Below are 21,030 nucleotides of genomic sequence, written 5' to 3'. Positions count from 1 at the left end.
ACACAGCTGCACCTGCTGGTGACCGGCCTCTGCGCTGCGCTCCGAACCGGTCACTGCCGGTCCTCCCGGAACGAGGCCGACGTCGTCAGGTCGTCGACCGCCTTCTCCGCGGCCGCGGCCTCGGTGCGCTTGCGGGTCAGGTCGTGGCGCTCCTGGAGCTTCTCCATCGTGCGGCGCTGCACGGCCGCGTCGATCAGCTCGTTCATGCGCGCCTCGACCGTCTCGTCGGCCAGCTTGGCCAGGCCGATCGCGGCGGCCAGCTCGCCGGCCAGGGCCTGGCGGGCGGTAAGCGTGGCCGCGTACGCGGCGGCGGTCGCGGCCCGGGGCACCGGGCGGCCGTCGAGGTCGCGCTCCCGCGCCCGGATCCGCTGGACGGCCGCACCGGCTTCCTCGCGGGCCCGTACGACAGCTGCTTTGGCCATGTCTTCCTGCGCCTTGCGCGCCCTGAGCACCGCGCCCAGGCGGAATCCGTTCTTTGCCATCAGGCCCCACCCGCCAGCAACGTTTCAAGCATCTGCCACGCCCGCGGCGCGGGTGTGGTGTCGTCCATGTCCTGCCGCAGGAACTCGTCGATCCGCGGCCACAGCTCGCGGGCGCGGTCGGCGTCCGGGTTGGTCCCGGCCTGGTACGCGCCGATCTCGACGAGCTCCCGCACGTCGCGGTGGGCGGCGAGCATCCGCCGCAGCGCGAGCGCGTTCGCCTTCTGCTCGCGCGTGGTGACGGCGCCGAAGACCCGCGACACCGACTCGAGCACGTCGATGCTCGGGAAGTGCCCGGAGGTCGCCAGCCGGCGGTCGAGCGTGATGTGACCGTCCAGAATGGAGCGCGCGGAGTCGGCGATCGGCTCGTTGTGGTCGTCACCCTCGACCAGGACGGTGTAGAGGCCGGTGATGCTGCCGACGGGCGCCGGCCCGGCCCGCTCCAGGAGGCGTGGCAACAGCGCAAACACACTTGGTGGGTACCCCCGGGTGGCCGGAGGTTCGCCGGCGGACAATCCGACCTCGCGCTGCGCCATCGCGGTGCGGGTGAGGCTGTCCATGAGGAGCAGGACGTCCTGGCCGCCGTCGCGGAAGTACTCGGCGATGCGCGTGGCCACGAACCCGGCGCGCAGGCGCACCAGCGGGGGCTGGTCCGAGGTGGCGATGACCACGACCGAGCGGGCCAGGCCCTCGGGGCCGAGGTCGTTCTCGATGAACTCGCGGACCTCGCGCCCGCGCTCGCCGACGAGGCCGATGACCGAGATCTCGGCGTCGGTACCCCGGGTGATCATCGACATGAGCGAGCTCTTGCCGACCCCGGAGCCGGCGAAGATGCCCATCCGCTGCCCGCGCCCGCACGGCACGAGGGTGTCGAGAGCGCGGACGCCCAGCGACAGCGGCTGCTGGACGCGGCCGCGCTCCAGGGCGATCGGGGCCTCGTTCTCGACCGGGAAGTGCTCCAGGCCGATGAGGGCCGGGCCGCCGTCCATGGGCCGCCCGAGCCCGTCCAGGATCCGCCCGCGCAGCTGGGGGCCGATGGGGATCTGCAGCGGCGCCCCGGTGCTCGCGACCGGGCTGCCGGTGCCGATGCCGGTCAGCGGGCCGAGGGGCAGGCAGGCGAGGCGGTCGCCGTTGAGGGACACGACCTCGGCCGGCACGACGGCGCCGGCCGCCGGGTCGCCGATCTCGACCAGGTCGCCGACCGCGCCCGCGACGCCGGCCACGGTGACCGACAGCCCCACGATCGACACCACCCGCCCGGTCACGCGCGGATGCGCGGCGTGCGCGGCGGCCCGCAGTCGCTGGTGCAATGCCGATGTCACTGCTGCAAAACCTCCCGGACCCGGTCGAGCGCGGGGCCCAGCCGGGCGTCGACGGTCGTCGCGTCGCACAGCGCCACCGCGTCGCCGGGCTGCAGGCCCGGATCGTCCACGAGCGTCACCGTGCGTCCGTCGATGACCAGTTCCGTCTGGCCAATCGTCAGCCGGTCGGCCGGGTTGAGCCGTACGGTCACCGGACTTGCCGAAGGCGCCAGCGCGAGGGCGCGGGCGAGGGCCTCCCGCCCCGGCTCAGTGGCGGTGCGCAGCTCGCGGCCGAGCACCGCCTCGGCGATCGCGAACGCGGTGGCCACGATCTGGTCCTCGATCTCGTGCGCGGCCGCGACCGCGCGCCCCTCCAAGGAGTCGGCGGCCGCGCCTATCGCGTGCAGGCTCCGCTCGATCACCTGCCGGTGCGCCGCTGTCATGTCGGCGACCTCCTGCGCGGCCCGGGCGGCTTCCGCGGCCGTGGCCTCGCGGGCCTCGCGCACGCCCTGGGCCCAGCCGGCCGAGTATCCGGTCGCCGCGGCCTCGCTGCGCCACCGCTCGAGCAGCTCCGGCGGGACCGGCTCGCGCTCGCGCAGGTCGACGTCGAAGCGCGCGGACGGTGCCGCATCCGCGCGGCCGTCGCGCAGCACGCTTTCGCCGAAGCGAACCGTCGGCGGCTGCTCCGGCGGCGGGAAGGCCCGGGTCGCCGGGGTCGTCGGCGGGGGAGGGGGCGGCGGGAACGCGGGGCGGGGCGGCGACGCGCGCTTCTTCTCCGGTGGCGGGAAGGCGAGGGGATACTCGTCGGCCTCCGCATCGCCCGCCGCGGCCGGAAACGCGGCCGGGGCGAACTCATCCGACCATTTCATCGTCGTCACCCCTGCTGATCACGATCTGGCCGGACTCCTCGAGCGTGCGGATGGCCTGGACGATCTTGGCCTGCGACTCCTCGACCTGGCGCAGCCGCACCGGGCCGAGCATCTCGATCTCGTCGGCCAGGTTTTCCGCCGCGCGCTCGGAGAGGTTCTTCATGACCTTCTGGCGCACCTCCTCGCGCACGCCCTTGAGCGCCGTCGCGAGGTCGTTGGTCTCCACCTGCCGCAGCACCAGCTGGATGGAGCGGTCGTCGAGGGACACGATGTCCTCGAACATGAACATCTTCGAGCGGATCTCCTCGGCCAGCTCCGGGTTGCGCCCGGCCAGGCCCTCCAGGATCAGCCGCTCGGTGGCGCGGTCGGTCCGGTTGATGATCTCGACGAGCGGCTCGAGGCCGCCCACGTTGGACAGGTCGTTGGGCTGCAGGACCGACGACATCTTGCGCTCGAGGGTGGCCTCGACCTGACGGATGATGTCGGGTGAGGTGCGGTCCATGACGGCGATGCGGTGGGCGACGTCGGCCTGCAGCTCCGGGGCGAGCCCGGAGAGGATCTGCGACGCCTGCGTGGCCGTCATGTGGGCCAGCACCAGCGCGATCGTCTGCGGGTGCTCGTCCTGCAGGAACGACAGCAGCTGGCGCGGGTCGGCCTGGCCCAGGAAGCCGAACGGCACGTCGAGGAAGACGGTGTTGAGCCGCCCGACGATCTCGCCGGCCCGCTCCCGCCCGAGCGACGCCTCGAGCAGGTCGCGGGCGAAGTCCATGCCGCCCTGACCGACGTACTTGTGCCCGGTCGCCATGTCGTGGAACTCCTCGAGCACCACGTTGGCGACGTCCGCCTCGACCTGGCCCAGCCGCACGATCTCGGCGGTGAGCTCCTCGACCTCCGACTCGCGGAGGTGCGCCATGATCTTGGCGGCCTCCTCCTTGCCCATCTGCACGAGCAGGACGGCAGCCTTGCGCAGCCCCGTCATCTCACCCGTGGTCATGCGTCCCTCTCAACCACCCGTTGACCGCCCGTCCGGACATCTGTGCCACGTCAGCTTCTGCGGTCGGCCAGCCAGCCGCGCAGCAGCTGGGCGACCTCGTCGGGCTGCTTCTCCACCATCGTCGTGATGTCGCGGAAGCGGCCGTCGCGGTCGAACTCCTCGCCCGGTGCGCCCCCGCCCTCCAGGGCCGCCGCGCCGCCAGGGCCGCCGCCGCCCTCCAGCTGGAGCTTGGCCCGGGCCGCCTCGATCGCAGCCTGCATGTCGGCGAGCGCGGCGTTCTGCTCCTCGGTGAGCTTCTGCTTCTCCGCTTTCCTGCGCTTGCGGTTGGCCAGCGCGGCGACGATGAGCAGGATCAGCAGGGCAAGCACGATCGCGCCCATCTGGATGTACTGCATCTGCACCTGGGCCTGCTGGCCCTTGGCCGCCTCCGCCGCCGCGTTCTTCTCGGCCGTGGCCGCCGACGTGTCGAACGCCATGGAGGAGACCGCGATCTGGTCGCCGCGGGCCGGGTCCAGGCCGACCGCGGACGAGACCAGCTGCTGCAGCTGGGCCAGGTCGACCTTCGCGACCGAGCTGTCGACGATGACCGCGATGCCGAGCTTGCTGACCTGGCCGGGCGCGCTCTTCGTGGTCTCGGTGACCATGCCGACGGCGTTGTTGCGGGTCTCCGTCGTCTGCTGATACTGCCCGTCGCCACCGGCCCCGGTCCCGTTCGGCACCTGGATGTTGTCCGGGCCCAGCACGCCGCCGACGGGGACGCCGTTGCCGCCGGTGTACTGCTCGGACTTCTTCTGCTCCGACAGCGGCGGCACGGCCGGGTCGGCGACGTACTTCTGCGTCTTCGTCTCGGTGTTGGCGTAGTTCAGCGCGGCTGTGACGTTGACCGCCGCGTGCCCGGGCCCGACCACCGTGTCGAGCATGTTCTGCACGGCCGAGCGCAGCCGCTGCTCGTAGGCGGAGGTGGCCGCACTCCCGCCGTCGCCGCCGGAGCCGCTGCCGGAGTCCGATGTGGACAGCACCTTCCCGCCGGCGCTGACGACTGTCACGTTGCCCGGTTCGAGCCCCTCGACGCTCGAGGAGACCAGGTGGACGATCGAGGTGACCTGGTCGCCGGTGAGCGACTGGGTGCCGGTGTTCACCAGCACCGACGCGGTCGGGGCCTGCTGGTCGTCGGTGAACACGTCCTTCTCCGGGATGGCCAGGTGCACCGTCGCGGAGTTCACGTTCTTGATGGAGCCGATGGTCTTGGCGAGCTCGCCCTCGAGCGCCCGCCGATACGTCACCTGCTGCATGAACTCGCTCGTCATGATGCCCTGCTTGTCGAGCAGTGCGTAGCCGGCGTCGCCCTGGGCCGGCAGCCCGGCCCCGCTCATCTCGATGCGCAGCGCATAGACCTGGTCGGCGGGCACGTTGACGGTGCCGCCGCCGTCGGAGAGCGAGTACGTGACCCCGTCCGCGTTGAGCTTGTCCACGATGGCGCTCGCGTCGGCGGCGGCCAGGTTCGAGAACAGCGGGGCCATCGTCGGCTGGCCCGACCAGCTCGCGAAGAACCAGCCGCCGATCGCGAGGGCCAGGATGGCGAAGATCGTGACGGCTTTCTGACCGGGGGAGAACGACTTCCAGCCGTCGGCGCCCCGCCGCCCGATCGCGGTGAGCCGGTCACGCATCAGGCCTGCATCCTCATGATCTCGTTGAAGGCGTCAAGGGCCTTGTTGCGCACGGCGACGGTGAGGCTGGTGGCCAGGTTCGCCTCGGTCGCGGCGATGATGTAGTCGTGCACGTCGGTGAGCCGGCCGGTGGCCGCCTCGACGGCGAGGTCGTCCGCGGTGTTCTGGGCGTCCTGGAGCTTCTGCAGCCCCTGCGCGACCATGTTGCCGAAGTTGACCCCGGCCGCGGGGTCGGCCGGCGCCCCCGTGGTGTCGGTGGCGTTCATGAACGAGGAGACCGGCGAGATGGCGCCGAGGGGCTGGATCGCATCGATGCTCATGGGGAACTACTAGCCCTTCCCGACCTGGATCGCGGCCTGGTACTGGTCCTTCGCCCGGTCGACGACCGTCAGGTTCGCCTGGTAGGCGCGCTGAGCCATGATCAGCTGGGTCATCTGGGAGCCGAGATCGATGTCGGGGTACTTCACGTAGCCCTCCCGATCCGCGAGGGGGTTCTCGGGCTCGTACACCAGCCGCCCCTTCGGATCCCCGAGCGCGGTCCCGGCCACCACGACACCGCCCTCGCCGTCGCCGTAGTGCACCGCCTGCGCCTGCACGTACCGGGCCCGGAACACCTGCGCGCTCGTCGGCACCGCATCGTTGATGTTGGCGATGTTGTCGGCGACCGCGTCGAGCCACTTGCGGTACACCGTGACGCCCGTCCCGGCGATGCCGATCGCCCCGAAGATCGTCATCGCGATCAGCCCCGGATGACGGCGCGGAGAAGGCCGAACTTGTCGTCGGTGGCGCGCAGCATCGTCTGGTACCGCAGCCCCGTGTCGATGTTCGAGAGGACCTCGTGGTCGAGGTTCACGTTGTTGCCGTCCTCGCGGGTGGGCTCCAGCGACCGCGCCGTGGTGATGTCCGCGTCGGCCGGCTCGCCGGCCTGCACCGCCAGGCGCAGGGCGTCCTCGAAGTCGACGCGGCCGGCGAGGAAGCCCGGCGTGTTGATGTTGGCGATGTTGTCAGCGATCACCCGCTGCCGCTTGGCCAGCCCGGCCAGGGCGCCGTGCAGGGCGACCTGAGTGGTGTCCTCGAGCACGAATCCGACTCCCCACGGTGTGTCGCCGCGTCCTGCGCTTACGGGTGAGCCATCCTTGCTCACTGGGGCTATCGGCCCAGGGGCGGGCAGGTTAAGGCAGATCCGGGCTTTCTTCGGTTGCCGCTCGGTTGCAGGCCGGTCGCGTCAGCCGCCCCGTGTGAGCCCTGATACTCAGGGAAACCCCCGGTTCGTGGATCCGGGTGCGGGCCGGGTGCAGCCCGGATGCCCGCCGCCGCGCCGATCCATAGCGTCATCGGCGTGGAGAAGAGACCAGTTACCGTGAGGATCGCGCGCTGGAGTGCCGAGCACCCGTGGCGCGCCATTGCCCTGTGGGTCGTGTTCGTCGCCGTGTGCTTCGTCGGCGGCAGCATGGCCGGCTCCGTCGAGGCGACGAGCCGCGACCAGGCCATCGGCGAGTCCGGCCGGGCCGACGTCATCGCCGGCGACGGCCACTTCGACAACCCGGCCACCGAGAGCGTGCTCATCACCGCCCGCTCCGGCGCCCTCGACACCGACGCCGCCATGCAGGCCGCCGCCGACGTGAGCGCGGCCATGAAGGCGCTGCCGGACGTCGCCGCGGTCAGCGACCCGCTGCCCTCGCACGACAAGAGCGCACTGCTGGTGCGGGTGACCCTCAAGGGCGACCCGGACACGGCTTCCGACCGGCTCGGCCCGCTCGCCGCGGCCACCGCGGACGTGCAGACCCGCCACCCCGCGCTGCGCGTGGAGGAGACCGGTGGCCCGTCCATCTCCAAGGCGATGGACGACACCCTCGGCAAGGACTTCAAGCGGGCGGAGTACCTCAGCCTCCCGGTCACCTTCGCGATCCTCGTCGTGGCCTTCGGCGCGCTCATCGCCGCCGGCATCCCGGTGCTGCTCGCGCTGTCATCGGTGGCGGCCGCGCTCGGCCTCTCCACCCTGGCCTCGCACCTCGTCCCGTCGACCGACACCACCTCGAGCGTCATCCTGCTCATCGGCATGGCCGTCGGCGTCGACTACTCGCTGTTCTACCTGCGCCGCGAGCGCGAGGAGCGGGCCCGGGGCCGCGGGCACCTCGACGCCGTCGAGCTGGCCGCGGAGACCTCCGGGCACGCCGTCGTCGTCTCCGGCATCGCCGTGACCATCGCGATGGCCGGGCTGTTCCTCGCCGGCGACGTGGTGTTCTCGTCACTGGCCGTCGGCTCCATCCTGGTCGTGCTCGTCGCCGTCCTCGGCTCGCTGACCGTCCTGCCGGCGCTGCTGTCCAAGCTGGGCCGCTGGATCGACCGGCCGCGGGTGCCTCTGCTGTGGCGGCTCACGCGGCCGCGTACGGACGACAAGGGCTCGAAGGTCTGGGCTTTCATCCTTCGCCCCGCGCTGCGCCGCCCGGCCGCCACGCTCATCGTCTCGGTCATCGCGCTGCTGGCCCTGGCCGCGCCGGCGCTCAGCATGCGCCTGACCTTCCCCGGCATGGAGGACCTTCCGCGGACCACGCCGGCCATGCAGGCGTACGACCGCCTCGTGCAGGCGTTCCCGAGCAATGGCACGGTGCACACCGTCGCGGTGCGGGTCCCCGCCGGGCAGCTCGACAACACCCGGGCGGCGCTCACCCGGCTGGCCCAGAAGGCGGCGGCCGACCCGCTGTTCGCCCCGCTCGACCAGGAGCCGCAGATCCAGGTGTCACAGGACGGCACCGTCGCCCTGCTCGACGTGGCCACCCCGTTCGAGGGCCGCTCGGCGCAGGCCCGCGCCTCCCTCGACAAGCTGCGCGGCGAGCTGGTGCCGCAGACCCTCGGCGGCGTCCCCGGTGCGCAGAGCGCCGTCGGCGGGTTCGTCGCGGCCGACGTCGACTACGCCCGGCACGTCAAGGAGAAGCTGCCGCTCGTCGTCGGGTTCGTGCTCATCCTGACCTTCATCGTCATGGCGTTCACGTTCCGCTCGGTGGTCGTCGCGCTGACCTCCATCGCCCTCAACATGCTCTCCGCGGCCGCCTCCTACGGCCTGGTCGTGCTGATCTTCCAGGGCACCTGGGCCGAGGGCGTCCTGGGCTTCCGGTCGATGGACGCGGTGGTGTCCTGGCTGCCGCTGTTCCTCTTCGTGGTGCTCTTCGGCCTGTCGATGGACTACCACGTGTTCGTCGTCAGCCGGATTCGCGAGGCGGTCCGCTCCGGCCTCACCACCCGTGAGGCCGTCGCGAAGGGCATCTCCGGCTCGGCCGGCGTGGTCACCAGCGCCGCCGTGGTCATGGTCGCCGTGTTCGCCATCTTCGCCACGCTCAGCACGATCGACATGAAGCAGCTCGGCGTCGGCCTGGCCGCGGCCATCCTGCTCGACGCGACGATCATCCGCGCGGTGGTGCTGCCGTCGCTGATGACGCTGCTGGGCGACGCCAACTGGTGGGCGCCGCGGTTCATGCGCAAGAAGCCTCCGGCGGTGGCGAACACCCCGGAGAAGGTTTTCCTAAAGGTGTGAATCGGGTGCCGATGGGGCCGGTGTGCGGAAGAACACACGCCGGCCCCGTGCGGCCGTCATCCTGCCCTCGCGCGACTCGATCGCGTATCGGCGCTGCGCCACGCTGGCCCGCCAGGTCGCGGCCCGCGGCTGGGACGTGCTGGCGATCGAGCCGTCGCGCGCCGCCTCGGCCGCGGCACTGCGCGAGACCGGTCTCGATCAGGGCGTCCGGCAGTACACGCTGGAGGTCCCGGGGCCCGAACCGTTCTTCGGCGACACGCCCTCCGAACAGCTCCTCGCCGAGCTGCTGGCCGCCGGCGACGTCGACGTGGTGCACGTCCACCTGGCCGGCGAGCTGGCCGACGCGGCCGTGCTGGAGCGCTCCTGGCTCCTCGGCCTACCCCTGGTCGTCAGCGTCCACGCCGGCTGGTCACCGCCGCCGAGCGAGGCCGCGCAGGTCTTCCTCACCGACCAGTTCACCCGGGCCGACCTGGTCTGCGTCGCCGACCACCGAGGCCTGCTGGCCGACTGGCTGGACCCGGGCAGCCCCGTCCTCGACCACTCCAGCCCGGGTGCCGGCAAGGGATGGTCGGATGTGTACCGCGAGCTGGCCGGCGACCTCGAACCGCCGGACACGGACCTGACCCTCAGCGTCATCGTCAGCACCTACCAGCGCCCGGCCGCCCTCCACGACTGCCTGGCCGCCCTGTGCGAGCAGACCCTGCCCCGCGACCGGTTCCAGGTCGTGGTCGTCGACGACGGCTCGCCCGAGTCCGCCGAGCTCGTCGTGCTGCCGTTCCTTGACCGCCTCGACCTGACGTTCATCCGGCTCGAACAGAACGGCGGCCCCGGCGAGGCTCGCAACGCCGGTCTGGACGCGAGCCGCGGGGACATCGTCTTCTTCCTCGACGACGATGACGAGCCGGCGCCGCGCTGCCTGGCCGAGCACCTGCGCACGTACGTCGAGCACGGCAACGACGTCGACGCCGTCCTCGGCTGGACCGGCCCCACCGCCGACCGGGCCTGCAGCGTCGAGGCGTGGCTGGCCTTCCGCGGCACCGTGTACCGCAGCCACGACGGCCTGCGCCACTACGGCATCGGCGACTGGCACCAGTTCTGGGGCGGCCGCTCCAGCATCCGCCGCTCGGTGCTCGGCGACGCCCGCTTCGAGGTGCCGTTCGCCGAGGACGCGGACCTCGCCTACCGGCTCTCGCACCGGCCGCGCGGGCTGCGGGTGGTGCACAACCGCCATGCCGTGCAGCGGGTGCGCATCGGCCTCGACCCCGTGTCGCTGATGCGCCGCGCGGGCCGCGTCGGGCAGGCCCGGGCCCATCTGGCCGAGCGCCATCCGGATCTGCGGACGCACCCGGCGTATCGGAGCACCACCTATGAGGCCACGACCCGCAAGGTCGGCCGCCGGACCGACGCGCGGCTGCGCCTGATGACGACGAACCTGCCCACCACCGTGGAGGGGCTGCGGCGCACCCACGACCCGCACGGCAAGGGCACGCTGCTGGACCGCATGCACCAGGACCTGGTGACGGTCAGCTCCATCGAGGCGAGCCTGGGCTGGCTGCTCGTCGCCCGCCGCAGCGCCGCCCGGGCCGAGGGCCGGGCGCTGCGCATCGGCATCAGCGCGCTCTCACCGCTGCTCGATGAGGTCGCGGGGCACCTGGCGCAGGCGGCCTCCGGGGCGGCCGTGCTCGTGGTCGGAGTACCCCCGGGAATCGACATCACGGCCGCCGACATCGACGTGCCGTGCGAGTTCGAGCTCCAGGCCGGCCAGGGCGCCGACGACCTCTGGCGGGCGTGCGACCTGGTGGCGTCGTTCGCGCCGGTCGACGGGCACGACCCGGCCCGGCACGCACTGCCGCTGCCGCGCGGCGAGATCGCCGAGACGCTGGGGCGCCTGCTGAACATCCGCGACCTCGTGGGGAGCTTCCGATGACGGCGGTACTCGAACGGCTCCGCATGCCCCGCGTGTTCCACCGGATCGCCCTCGGCCGGGCGCTCTCGGCCCAGGAGACGGCCTTCGGTGAGTCGTGGCTGCGCCACCACCCGGGCTGGCAGCTGCGGCTGTGGACCGACGCGGACGTGCCGCCGCTGCGCAACCAGCAGCTGTTCGACGCGGCCCCGGCCGGGCAGAAGGCCGACATCCTGCGCTACGAGCTGCTGCTCGCGCACGGCGGCGTGTTCATTGGCACCGACATGGAGTGCCTGCGCAGCATCGAGCCGCTGCTGGGTGGCGTCGAGGTGTTCTGCGTGCGCGAGGACGGGTTCCGGCTCGGCGACGGGGTGCTCGGGGCCGCGCCCGGGAGCCCGCTCATCGCGGCCGTGGTGGACGCGCTGCCGAACTCCATCGCCTGGCGGGCGGGCAAGCCGCGGGACGAGCAGACCGGTGCGGAGCTGCTGACCCGGGTCGTGGCCGAGCAGGACGCCCTCGGCACGGTGACGCCGGCCGTCTTCGGGTCCGAGCTGTTCTTCCCGTACCACTGGACCGAGACGCCGCGCGAGGGCACCGCCTTCCCGGACGCGTACGCCGTGTGTCACTGGCTTTCGGCGTTTCCGGCCGCTCCCGCCGCTGCCGAGCCCCCGGCCGCCGCGCCGCCCCCGCCCCCGCCCGCACCCGCGCCCGCGCCCGCGGTCGATCGCATCGTGGTGACGGTCGATCCGGATCTGGTCGAGACCGCGGCCGTGGTGCTGGCGGGGGCCGTCGAGATCGCCATCGGGCGCCCGGGGATGGAGCTCGCGCTCGTCGTCAAGGGCGTTCCGCAGGTCACCGAGGCCGTCGGGGACGCGATGTCGGGGCTGCTGCAGCAGCTCGCCGGTGGGCGGGACCTGCCGGAGATCGTCGTGTACGGCGAGCCCGAGGGCGCGACCCTGCACGCCACCATGCGCGTGGCGATGAGCGACGATCCGGCCGAGAATGCGCGGACACTGCTCGGGCTGCAGTCCGCCCCGGCGCCGACGCCGGTCGCGGAGGCACCGGTCCGGGCGGGCCTGCGGGGGACGTACATCGGCAACAACCGGATGCTCATCGAGACCGCCTACGGCTCGATGCTGCTCGCACCCGCGGACGACTACAGCCTGATGCCGTCGCTCGTGACCTGGGGTGCGATCGAGGGGCCGCTCACCAAATTCCTGGCCATGACGATCCAGCCCGGGCAGACGTTCGTGGACATCGGGGCGAACATCGGATACTTCACAGTGCTCGCCACCCAGCGCACCGGCCTCGGCGGCAAGGTGATCGCCTTCGAGGCGAACCCGACGACCGCCGGCATCCTGCGGGACAACCTGGCCGTCAACTGGCTCACCGAGCACAACGTGGTGGTGCACAACCAGGCGGCGTACTCGGCCAACACCACCATCAAGTTCCACGCCTCGGCGAAGTGGGTGGGGGACTCCTCCATTCAGCACCGGCCGGACCACGTCAACCGGGTCGACGAGGTCACGTCCATGGAGGTGCCCGCGGTGCGGCTGGACGACGCGCTGCGCGACGCCGGGGTCATCGACGTTCTGAAGATCGATATCGAGGGCGGGGAGTACCACGCCTTCATGGGCATGATGGACCTGATCCGTCAGCGCCGCATCCGCCGCATCGTCTTCGAGTGGAACTCGCTGATGCTGGGCGCCGACCGCGGCCGCTTCGCCGACCTGCTGCGCACGATCGGCAAGGAGTGCGGGGGCCGCCTGCACGCGCTGAGCGCCGACATCCGCCCGACGCCCATCGACGTCTCCGATCTGGAGCGCGTCGACTTCTACCCGTTCGCCATCATCGATTTCTAGCTCGGTTGGGTTCGCGGTCATGGGTTTACGGCTCAAGTCCTTCTCGCCGTCGGTGGCCGGCGCGCTGTGCCCGGATCTGCCGGCAGCGGTGGCGGCGGCCCGGCGGCGGGAGTTCGCATCCCGCACCGCTTTGCCGGCGGCGGTGCCTGCGTCTCTCGTTGCCGGCATCGCGGGAAGTCCAGCCTGCTTGCGTCTGGTGTACCTGGCTCCACGCACCGACGTGGGCGGCGGTGCCCGGGTGCTCTTCGAGCACGCCAACCGCCTCACGGCCCGCGGCCACCAGGTCACGGTCCTCAGCCACTTCCCCCGCCCCGACTGGTTCGACCTGCGCTGCGACTTCCGGCAGGTGCCGTTCGGCATCGAGCTGTCGGCATACATCGGCCCCGCCGACGTGATCATCTGCGGCTACTGGGACCAGATCCTGGCCGCCCGCACCGTCGGCACCGCCCCGGTCATCCACTTCGAGCAGGGCGACTTCCACCTCTTCGAGCAGGTCGACCCCGAGATCTTCCGGCTCGCCGCCCGCAACCTGGCCGCCGCCGACGCCACCATCACGGTCAGCGGCACCGTGGCCGAGGTCCTGCGCGACCGCTACGACGTCCCCGCGACGGTGGTCCACAACGCCGTCGACCGCACCATCTTCACCCCCACGGGCCCACCCGCCACCGCCGACCACCCGTACCTGCTCTTCGTGGGCTGGGACGGCAACGCCTTCAAGGGCATGGACGAAATGCGCCGGGTGTACCGCGCCCTCTGCGCCGAGCCCCGCCCGCTGGACCTGGTGTGGGTGACCCCGCGCCCTCCGGTGGAGCCGCTGGGCCGAGTGGTCGTCTCGCCCGACCAGCCGACCCTCGGCGCCCTGTTCCGCGGCGCCGCGGCGTACGTCTGCTGCTCCCGCTACGAGTCCTTCTCGCTACCCTGCCTGGAGGCGATGGCCTCGGGTACGCCAGTGGTGGCCACGCGCAACACGGGTGTTCTCGAATACGCCCGCGACGGCACGAACGCCCTCCTGGCCGACGTGGGCGACGTCGCCGCCCTGACCACCCAGGTCCGCCGGCTCCTGGACGACCCGGCCCTGGCCGAGCGTCTGCGGGAGGGCGGCCTGACCACCGCCGCCGGCTACTCCTGGGACGTCATCACCGACCGCTTGGAGCAGTCCTACCGCGCAGCCGCCGCCGCCTGGACCCCACCACCGCTCCCGCCGGACTGGACCTTCGACCTGGCGGGCCTGCAGTACCCGGCCGACTTCGAACCCCGGCTGCACGCCTACGCGGCCGCGACGACGGCGGGGGCGATCGCGGTACCGGTGTCGTTCCCCGCGTTCGAGGCCCACCGCGCAGTCCGCTGGCGAGTAGTGGCCCGGCGCCGCAACGCCGGCTCCGACACGGTGCACGCCTACCTCCCGGCCACCGCCGACACCCCACCACCCGACCTGCCCTACGCGGCCGCGCTGGAACACTTCAGACAGGGCCGTTTCGAGCCGGCGCTGGACGGCTTCATGTCCGCCTTCCAACACTCAGGCCCGACCCGCGCCGCCGCCGGCCGCTGGGTAATCCTGTCGCTCCTGGAACTGGGCCGCGACGTGGAGGCGGCGGAGCTGGTGTCGGGGGCGGTGCGCGAGTACCCCGACCACAGCGACTACCAGTACCTGCAGGCGACGGTAGCCCGCCTGGCCACCCGCCGGGTGGACGGGGCGGCGTATGTGGCAGCAATCGACCTCCTGGGCCCAGCCACCCACCACGAAGAATGGTTCGACAACCCAGCCACGTTGATCCGCCGAACCTTCTGACCCCTCACCCCCGGAGCCGCAACCCAGCCTCACTCCACCCAAGCCACGCCGCCCACCCTGCTCGGCTGAGGCTCTGTCAGTCCCCAACCCGCGCCGCCCGCAGCGCTCAGCTTAGAGTTCCTAACAAAGTCGTACGACGTGTCGGTACGTGATGATGCAGGTGGCGAGGCTGAGGAACGCTTCGTGGATGTCGTCGCGGCGTTCCCAAGCGGATGCGGAGTCGTTTCATGCCGTGGTACCAGGCGATCGTCCGCTCGATGACCCACCGGTAGACGCCGAGTCCGGAGCCGTGTGGTGTGCCGCGCCGGGCGATGCGGGGGCGGATGCCTTTGGCGCGTACGGCTCGGCGGTACTTGTCGTGGTCGTAGGCGCGGTCGGCGAACACCATCTCGAGGCGTTGCCGGGGCCGGCCCCGACGGCCCCGCACGGGCGGGATCTTGTCGATCAGGGGCAGGAGTTCGGTGACGTCGTTGCGGTTGCCGCCGGTCAAGGTCACGGCCAGGGGGATGCCGGCGCCCTCGGTCAGGACGTGGTGCTTCGAGCCCGCTCGGGCGCGGTCGACCGGGCTCGGACCGCTTTTGGGCCACGTCTGGCGGCGCGGACGTGGGAGGAGTCGATGACTGCCCGGGACCAGTCCAGCTTTCCTGCGCCCTGCAACTCGGCGAGGAGGAGTTCGTGCAACTGCTGCCACACTCCGGCGCGGTTCCACTCCTCCAGACGCCGCCAGCACGTCATCCCGGAGCCGAACCCGAGCTCCTGGGGCAGGAACTCCCACTGGATCCCGGTGTGCAGCACGAACAAGATCCCGCAGAGCACCTGCCGATCCGGGACCCGGTTCCGACCGGGACGCCGCGGATCGCGTGGGACATGTCTGGGCAGCAACGGCTCGATCCGCTGCCACAATCCATCGGGCACGATCCACGGCGGCTGCTCACCACGCCGCACAGCTCAGCATGATAGACAATCGTCCACAAGGGACGCCAGAGGTTCATTGACCATCTCTGTTAGGAACTCTTATGCGCTCCCGCCCGAGCCACCCGCGATGCTCACGCCCACGCGCCGTCATCCGACGGCCGTTCAGCCGCCCGCTCCCGGACCCGGCCCGCCACTCCGCGCGCAGTGCCCGGCCCGCGCGCTCCCGCCCGCGATGCTCACGCCCACGCGCCGTCACACAGCGCTCGTTTGTGCGCGGTGCCTGTGCGGTCACGTCCACGGGAGTGGTGTACGAATCGCCCACCTTTGTAGTGGTTGAGGAGATGGAGACGGTCACCGCTTGATCCTTCGAAACGGCGAAGTAAACGAAGGAGAGATCAAGCGATGACCGCACCCAAGAGTGTGGACGTCGGCAGGTTCCTGCGTGAGGAACTTGGCTCGGCGTCACCCGATCTGCTGCGTTCGATGGTGAAGACGTTCGCCGAGGCGCTGATGTCCGCGGAGGCCGACGCCGTGTGCGGCGCCGAGTACGGCGAGCGCAGTGACGGGCGGACGAACCAGCGCAACGGCTACCGAGCTCGGGAGTGGGACACCCGCGCCGGTAGCGTGGAACTGGCGATTCCGAAGTTGCGGCACGGCTCCTACTTCCCGGACTGGTTGTTGCAGCACCGCCGCCGCGCCGAGCAGGCCCTGGTGTCGGTGGTGGCCACGGCGTATCTGCTGGGGGTGTCCACGAGGCGGGTGGAGAAGCTCGTCGAGCAGCTAGGCATCACCGGCCTGTCCAAGTCCCAGGTCTCCGAGATGGCCGCACACCTGGACGCGCAGGTCGAAGCGTTCCGCAACCGGCCTCTCGACACCGGCCCCTACACGTTCCTCGCCCTGGACGCCCTCGTCGTGAAAGTGCGGGAACGGGGCAGGATCGTCGGCGTGCACACGCTCATCGCCACCGGCGTCAACGCCGACGGCCAGCGCGAGGTCCTGGGCCTGGACGTGACCTCGGACGAGGACGGCGCCGGCTGGCTTCAGTTCCTGCGCTCCCTGACCGCCCGCGGCCTGTCCGGCGTCCGCCTCGTCGTCTCCGATGCTCACCGCGGCCTGGTCTCCGCGATCGGCGCTGCCCTGCCCGGCGCCGGCTGGCAACGCTGCCGGACCCACTATCTGCGCAACCTGCTCACGAAGGTGCCCAAGTCGGCGCAGCCATGGGTCGCGACCCTCGTCCGCACGATCTTCGACCAGCCCGACATCGACGCGGTCCGCGCGCAGTACGCCCGCACCGTGACGACCCTCGCCGAACGGTTCCCCGACGCCGCGGACCACCTCGACGACGCCCGCGAAGAACTCCTCGCCTTCACCGCGTTCCCCCGCGACATCTGGCGCCAGATCTGGTCCAACAACCCGCAGGAACGGCTCAACAAGGAGATCCGCCGCCGCACCGACGTCGTCGGGATCTTCCCCAACCGCGCCGCGATCATCCGCCTCATCGGCGCCGTCCTGGCCGAACAGACCGATGAGTGGAGCGAAGGCCGCCGCTACATGAGCCTCGAAACCCTCGTCAAAGCCCGCATGACCGTCATCACCACCGAGGGAACCGACACCGACCCGGCCACCACACAACTGACCGCCGCCTAACATCAACCACAACGGATCAGCGCTGACCGCCTCCTACACCACCAGCGCGGACGTGACCGCCTGTGCGCCAGCCCGCGTCCGCACTCCTTCGTGGCTTTCGCGTCCGCGCGTTCGTTCGCAGCCTCGTTTCCTCGCGCTCATTCTGTGGCCTCCGCGTCCGCCCACTCATTCCTGACCCTCTCGCCCGCGCGCTCGTTCCTGACCGTCGCGTCCGCGCGTCCGTTCGTGCCGGGCCCGTCCGCGTCCGCGCTTCTGCTCCGATGATCTCGGGAGGGTCAACGTTGCCTGGTTGCGTGACCGTGCCGCTTGGTCTTGTGCCTGGGTGCGCACTCGCGGTCCGCGTCGCCCGAGCCCGTGCCACCCGCGTGCGCGCGATCGGGTGTTGTCGTTCGCAGCATGTTGCCGGTGTTCACCTCCGCGCGTGCGCTTCCGCGCGTGCGCTTCCGCGCGTGTATGTACGCCGGCGATTGGTGGCTGAGCGCGCGTGTGCGTCCGCGCTTCCGAGCTTCCGGGTCGCGGGCGGATGGCCGAACGTGTCTGTCCGCGCGGCCGAGCGTGCATGCGCGTCCGCGCGTGCGTATCCGCGGGTGGGTAGCCGAGTGTGTGTGTCTGCGCATCCGAGCGTGCGTGCGTGTTCGCGTCCGAGCGTGTCTGTCCGCGCTTCCGAGCGTGCGTCTCCGAGCGGTGTTGGCTGCCGGAGCGCTTGGTGGTTCAGTGCGCGTCCGCGCGGCGTTGGCTGGGTCCCGCGCTTAGAGGGCCGTGTCGCTGCATCAGCGTCGCGGGAGTGGCTTCCGTCCGCGTGTCTGCGGTGCTTGAGTTCGGCTGGCCGGCGTCTGTGTTGATCTGCGCCCCGCGCGAGTGCCGGGGATGCGGCTCGCGCGTGCGGGGATGCGGCTCATGAGAACGTCGCGCGGTTTCCGGCCGGCGGTGGAGTGTGTGCGGGTGGTGGCCGGAGGCGTGGAGAGGCCCATACAGGGTGGGTCAGGCGTCGGCCAGTTCGATGCTCGCTGAGACTCTCGGGGCCAGGATTCGGATCTCTTCCAGGATGCCGGCCGAGAGGTCGTCCGGCACGTCGGTCAGCGCGTCGTTCAGCAGCGGCAGCGCGGTCTCGTCGTGGAACATCTCCAAGGCTATGGCGGCGGCCAGGGTGCGTTCCCGGGGAGTGCGGCGGTGGTCGGCGGAGAGGGCCAGGAGGGTGCACTGGTCCGGGAAGCCGTGTTGGCGTAGGCGGGCCGACCACTCCATGGCGCGGATCAGGGGGACCCGGCGACCCACTCGGGCGGCCAGGGTGAGGACTGTGGCCTCGCCCGGGTAGCGGCGCCACAGGGCTTCCAGGAGCTCGTCGGCGGCCTCGGGTGGGGCCTCGGCGATGCTGAAGAGCAGGCCGCGGACGTTCTGCGGGGGGAGGAGTTCGGCGACCTCGGCCAGGCTGCCGTCGGCGGCGCCCAGGACCTGGGCCATGCGGGCCACCGGGATCGGGACCTGGCCCTCCTTGAGCCAGCGGCGCAGGTGGTACGCGGCCTCCTGGGGGCGGTCCAGGCGGCTCAGGGCGTCCACGTGCAGGCCGGCGAAGCGGCCCTTGCCGACGCCGTAGAGGAGGTCGTTGGCGCCTGACTCGGGGAGGTCGGCGATGATTTCCAAGGTGCGCTCGTAGTCGCCCTCGGCGAAGCGGAGTTTGACCTCGTGCTCGCCCACGGTGAAGGCGGTGTTGGCGACCTTGCGGAGGTCCTCGACGATCTCGTTGGCCTCGGCGAGGCGGCCCACGGTGATGTAGGCGTCGGCGAGGATCTTCAGGAACAGGACCTTGTGCGTGTGCTCCTGGGCCTCTTCCAGGCCGCGGCGGGCGGTTTCGATGCACTCGTCGTAGTGGCCCGAGCCCAGTTGGGAGCGGGCCAGGTTGCCGACGGCGGTCAGGCCGCTGACGTCCTCGGCGGCCAGGGTGGCCAGGCGCAGGTTGCGTTCGGCCTTGTTCTTCAGGGTGCCGCGCAGGCGGGTGTAGCCGGAGTGGTCGAGCACCAGGTCGGGCAGCAGGGAGCCGTTGAGTGAGCGGCCGGTGATGCGGTCGACCACCTGTTCGTGGAGGCGGCCGTAGATGCGGCCGCGGACGCGGCGGAACATGCGCGGGAAGTAGATGGTGCTGGAGCCGGCGCCGCCCTCGTGGCCCTCGCGGTTGTCGATCGTGGCGAAGAAGGCGCTGTTCTCGCTGTACCGCAGCGCATCCCGCACGATGCGCGCATCACCGGTGAAGACCTCGTCGGCGTCGACCCACAGGGCCCAGCGGCCGGAGCAGTGCTGCAGGCACCGGCTGCGGGCGTCGCCGAAGTGGTCGCTCCAGTAGCCCTCGACCACCTTCGCGCCGTGCTCGCGGGCGATCTCCACGCTGCGGTCGGTGGAGCCGGTGTCGTAGACGACGATCTCGTCGGCGAGCTCGCGGAGGGCGACCAGGCAGCGGGCCAGCACGTCCTCCTCGTCCTTGACGATGAGGCTGGCGGTGAGCAGTGGGGCGTCGGCCGGCGGGTCGGGCTGGCGCAGGCCGCAGGCGGGGGAGCCGACGTGGGCGACGAGCGCGGCGTGGGCGACGACGATGCGGCCCTGGGCGGACAGCTCGTCGTACGGCAGGTCGAGGCTCGGGCCGCCGGCGATCATCAGCGCGTCGCGGCGGATGGCCACGCAGACCGGGCCGAGGCGGTCGACGTCCAGGAACTCGCCGCGGTGCTCCTGGCGCCACTCCCGGGCGTAGGCCTTGAACGCCGCGGCGCTCTCCATCGCCGCCTCGGGCGGGTCGGCCTGCTGGGGGCCGTAGCTGTGCTGGACGCGGGGGCCGGCGGCGACGACCGACGGGTCGCCGAACGCCTCCAGCACCGGGTCGAGCCAGTGGGCGGAGAGCACGACGTCGCCGTCGAGGAAGACGACGATCGGGTGGCGGGTGGCGTTGAGCCCGTCGGCCCAGGGGAGGGGGCCGGTCGCGTCGACGACCCGCAGCCAGGTCTGCCCGCGCAGCTCGGCTCGCAGCTCGGGGCGGTCGGCCGGCATCACGCAGACGACCTCGTCGCGCAGGCCGAGGGTGGATCGCAGCGACTCGAGGCAGGCGTGGAAGTCGTCGGGGCTCCCACCGGCGGCGATGATGACGGAGACCGGGATGTGGCTCATGCCGTCCAGATCGTCGCAAACGGGCGCAAATCAAGAGTTTTTCGGTTGCCGTCAACCGGCGCAAAGGTGCGCAGAGGGCGGGGCGCTCCCCAGCAGAAGGGCGGCGAGAGCCCCGGCGGCTTCGAGGAAGCGCGGTGGCTCCGGAGTCCGCGAACGCGCGAACCGCTCGAGCCTTCAGGTTCTGATGTCGTGGTAGACCGGGGGAGGGCCGCCGCCGCTGCCCTCGCGACGGGTCCGGTTGACCAGCCGCGCCTGCTGACGGTTGCCGGCGATGGCGATGGACAGCTCGCGGGCCAGGTCGAGCTGCCGCTGCACGAGCAGGTGGGCGCGGTCGGTCAGCTCCAGGGGCAGGGGGCCGATCCCGGCCGGCGGCACGAACACCATCTTCTGCGCCGCCTGCTCCAGCAGTTCGCGGTGGCGCAGCATCTGCTCCACCGCGTCCGCCTCGAGCTCCATGGCCTCCAGCGCGGCGCTCCAGGCCGCCGAGCGGTCGGCGCTCATCGCCCCTGCGCCGTCACCTGCGTGGCCGCCTCCCGCCACGCGTCGCGCAGCTGCTCGGCGAAGCCCTGCACGGTCTCGATCCGTGCGCGGTCGCCGGCGACGTTGGCCTGCACCAGCTCATTGATCATGAAGCTGTAGAGCGAGGCGAGGCCCGGGCCGCCGCTCCACACCGAGGTGTCGAGCGTCGCGCGCAGCTCCATCAGGATTTCTTGGGCGTGGTACACCCGGCTCGAGCTCGTGGCGGTCTCGCCGGCCTCCAGGGCCTGGCCGGCGATCATCAGGTCGAGCACGAGCCGGTCATAGAGCATCACCAGCAGCTGCGCCGGGGGCGCGGTGGAGACGCTGTCGGTGACGTAGCGGTTGCGCAGGGCTTGTGTGGTCATGCAGCCTCTCCCGACGACGAACAGACGACGAACAGGGC

General features: G+C 71.6%; 16 protein-coding genes and 1 pseudogene. 5 read left to right on the top strand and 12 right to left on the bottom strand.

The window, feature by feature from the left end; genetic code table 11:
* Window positions 1-50: 50 nt before the first annotated feature.
* From Dvina_RS47045 to flgB, 8 genes are read right to left on the bottom strand one after another with little or no spacing between them, the layout of a single operon-like run.
* A complete protein-coding gene (locus tag Dvina_RS47045; RefSeq protein ID WP_223098155.1) occupies window positions 51-482 on the bottom strand; it encodes a hypothetical protein in 432 nt (143 codons plus the stop codon).
* Complete coding sequence (locus Dvina_RS47040) at window positions 482-1,801, bottom strand: FliI/YscN family ATPase (RefSeq protein ID WP_223098151.1); 1,320 nt, start codon at window positions 1,799-1,801, stop codon at window positions 482-484. The genes Dvina_RS47045 and Dvina_RS47040 overlap by 1 nt, the downstream gene beginning before the upstream one ends.
* On the bottom strand, window positions 1,798-2,649 hold the full coding sequence (locus Dvina_RS47035; RefSeq protein WP_223098150.1) for a FliH/SctL family protein: 852 nt from the start codon (window positions 2,647-2,649) through the stop codon (window positions 1,798-1,800). The genes Dvina_RS47040 and Dvina_RS47035 overlap by 4 nt, the downstream gene beginning before the upstream one ends.
* Window positions 2,633-3,643, bottom strand: a complete 1,011-nt coding sequence (gene fliG / locus Dvina_RS47030; RefSeq protein ID WP_223098149.1) for a flagellar motor switch protein FliG — start codon at window positions 3,641-3,643, stop codon at window positions 2,633-2,635. The genes Dvina_RS47035 and fliG overlap by 17 nt, the downstream gene beginning before the upstream one ends.
* A 50-nt stretch (window positions 3,644-3,693) precedes the next feature.
* The gene (gene fliF, locus Dvina_RS47025; RefSeq protein WP_223098147.1) at window positions 3,694-5,310 is read right to left on the bottom strand and encodes a flagellar basal-body MS-ring/collar protein FliF; all 1,617 of its coding nucleotides are present in this window, start codon (window positions 5,308-5,310) and stop codon (window positions 3,694-3,696) included.
* Window positions 5,310-5,630, bottom strand: coding sequence for a flagellar hook-basal body complex protein FliE (gene fliE, locus Dvina_RS47020; RefSeq protein WP_223098145.1), 321 nt, complete (start codon window positions 5,628-5,630; stop codon window positions 5,310-5,312). Before fliE ends, fliF begins: the two co-directional genes overlap by 1 nt.
* Before the next feature lie 9 nt (window positions 5,631-5,639).
* Window positions 5,640-6,044 carry a flagellar basal body rod protein FlgC gene (locus Dvina_RS47015; RefSeq protein WP_223098144.1) on the bottom strand — a complete coding sequence of 135 codons (405 nt, stop codon included), beginning with the start codon at window positions 6,042-6,044 and terminating at the stop codon, window positions 5,640-5,642.
* A 5-nt stretch (window positions 6,045-6,049) separates the two neighbouring features.
* Entirely contained in the window at window positions 6,050-6,391 is a 342-nt protein-coding gene (gene flgB / locus Dvina_RS47010; RefSeq protein WP_223098142.1) for a flagellar basal body rod protein FlgB, read from the bottom strand.
* Window positions 6,392-6,670: 279 nt separating this feature from the next.
* On the opposite strand from flgB, the gene Dvina_RS47005 reads away from it, so the two are divergent.
* From Dvina_RS47005 to Dvina_RS46990, 4 genes are all read left to right on the top strand, one after another.
* The gene (locus Dvina_RS47005) at window positions 6,671-8,842 is read left to right on the top strand and encodes an MMPL family transporter (protein WP_246655780.1); all 2,172 of its coding nucleotides are present in this window, start codon (window positions 6,671-6,673) and stop codon (window positions 8,840-8,842) included.
* A 22-nt stretch (window positions 8,843-8,864) separates the two neighbouring features.
* Window positions 8,865-10,769, top strand: coding sequence for a glycosyltransferase (locus tag Dvina_RS47000; protein ID WP_223098124.1), 1,905 nt, complete (start codon window positions 8,865-8,867; stop codon window positions 10,767-10,769).
* On the top strand, window positions 10,766-12,607 hold the full coding sequence (locus Dvina_RS46995) for an FkbM family methyltransferase (RefSeq protein WP_223098112.1): 1,842 nt from the start codon (window positions 10,766-10,768) through the stop codon (window positions 12,605-12,607). The genes Dvina_RS47000 and Dvina_RS46995 overlap by 4 nt, the downstream gene beginning before the upstream one ends.
* Before the next feature lie 196 nt (window positions 12,608-12,803).
* The gene (locus Dvina_RS46990) at window positions 12,804-14,396 is read left to right on the top strand and encodes a glycosyltransferase family 4 protein (RefSeq protein WP_246656677.1); all 1,593 of its coding nucleotides are present in this window, start codon (window positions 12,804-12,806) and stop codon (window positions 14,394-14,396) included.
* Between the two features lie 120 nt (window positions 14,397-14,516).
* Here Dvina_RS46990 and Dvina_RS46985 read toward each other — a convergent pair.
* Window positions 14,517-15,314, bottom strand: a pseudogene (locus tag Dvina_RS46985) (IS5 family transposase).
* Between the two features lie 399 nt (window positions 15,315-15,713).
* On the opposite strand from Dvina_RS46985, the gene Dvina_RS46980 reads away from it, so the two are divergent.
* Window positions 15,714-16,958 (top strand): IS256 family transposase, encoded by a 1,245-nt coding sequence (locus Dvina_RS46980; protein ID WP_223098096.1) that lies wholly within the window; start codon window positions 15,714-15,716, stop codon window positions 16,956-16,958.
* A gap of 981 nt (window positions 16,959-17,939) precedes the next feature.
* Here the strand turns inward: Dvina_RS46980 and Dvina_RS46975 are convergent.
* The 3 genes from Dvina_RS46975 to fliS form a co-directional block, all read right to left on the bottom strand.
* Window positions 17,940-20,108 carry a glycosyltransferase gene (locus Dvina_RS46975; protein WP_223098093.1) on the bottom strand — a complete coding sequence of 723 codons (2,169 nt, stop codon included), beginning with the start codon at window positions 20,106-20,108 and terminating at the stop codon, window positions 17,940-17,942.
* A gap of 174 nt (window positions 20,109-20,282) precedes the next feature.
* Window positions 20,283-20,609 carry a hypothetical protein gene (locus Dvina_RS46970; RefSeq protein WP_223098091.1) on the bottom strand — a complete coding sequence of 109 codons (327 nt, stop codon included), beginning with the start codon at window positions 20,607-20,609 and terminating at the stop codon, window positions 20,283-20,285.
* A complete protein-coding gene (gene fliS / locus Dvina_RS46965; protein WP_223098089.1) occupies window positions 20,606-20,992 on the bottom strand; it encodes a flagellar export chaperone FliS in 387 nt (128 codons plus the stop codon). The genes Dvina_RS46970 and fliS overlap by 4 nt, the downstream gene beginning before the upstream one ends.
* Between the last annotated feature and the right edge of the window lie 38 nt (window positions 20,993-21,030).

The sequence above is a fragment of the Dactylosporangium vinaceum genome, assembly GCF_019904175.1.
GTDB lineage: Bacteria > Actinomycetota > Actinomycetes > Mycobacteriales > Micromonosporaceae > Dactylosporangium > Dactylosporangium vinaceum.
The sequence above is the reverse complement of the archived record's forward strand: the minus strand, read 5'-3'. Positions and strand labels throughout refer to the sequence as shown.

Excerpts from the sequence above, each read along its gene's own strand:
- fliE (WP_223098145.1), bottom strand. The coding sequence starts at position 5,630 with ATGAGCATCGATGCGATCCAGCCCCTCGGCGCCATCTCGCCGGTCTCC.
- Dvina_RS47015 (WP_223098144.1), bottom strand. The coding sequence starts at position 6,044 with ATGACGATCTTCGGGGCGATCGGCATCGCCGGGACGGGCGTCACGGTG.
- Dvina_RS47035 (WP_223098150.1), bottom strand. The coding sequence starts at position 2,649 with ATGAAATGGTCGGATGAGTTCGCCCCGGCCGCGTTTCCGGCCGCGGCG.
- Dvina_RS46970 (WP_223098091.1), bottom strand. The coding sequence starts at position 20,609 with ATGAGCGCCGACCGCTCGGCGGCCTGGAGCGCCGCGCTGGAGGCCATG.
- fliG (WP_223098149.1), bottom strand. The coding sequence starts at position 3,643 with ATGACCACGGGTGAGATGACGGGGCTGCGCAAGGCTGCCGTCCTGCTC.
- fliF (WP_223098147.1), bottom strand. The coding sequence starts at position 5,310 with ATGCGTGACCGGCTCACCGCGATCGGGCGGCGGGGCGCCGACGGCTGG.
- fliS (WP_223098089.1), bottom strand. The coding sequence starts at position 20,992 with ATGACCACACAAGCCCTGCGCAACCGCTACGTCACCGACAGCGTCTCC.
- Dvina_RS46980 (WP_223098096.1), top strand. The coding sequence starts at position 15,714 with ATGACCGCACCCAAGAGTGTGGACGTCGGCAGGTTCCTGCGTGAGGAA.
- Dvina_RS46975 (WP_223098093.1), bottom strand. The coding sequence starts at position 20,108 with ATGAGCCACATCCCGGTCTCCGTCATCATCGCCGCCGGTGGGAGCCCC.
- Dvina_RS46995 (WP_223098112.1), top strand. The coding sequence starts at position 10,766 with ATGACGGCGGTACTCGAACGGCTCCGCATGCCCCGCGTGTTCCACCGG.
- Dvina_RS47045 (WP_223098155.1), bottom strand. The coding sequence starts at position 482 with ATGGCAAAGAACGGATTCCGCCTGGGCGCGGTGCTCAGGGCGCGCAAG.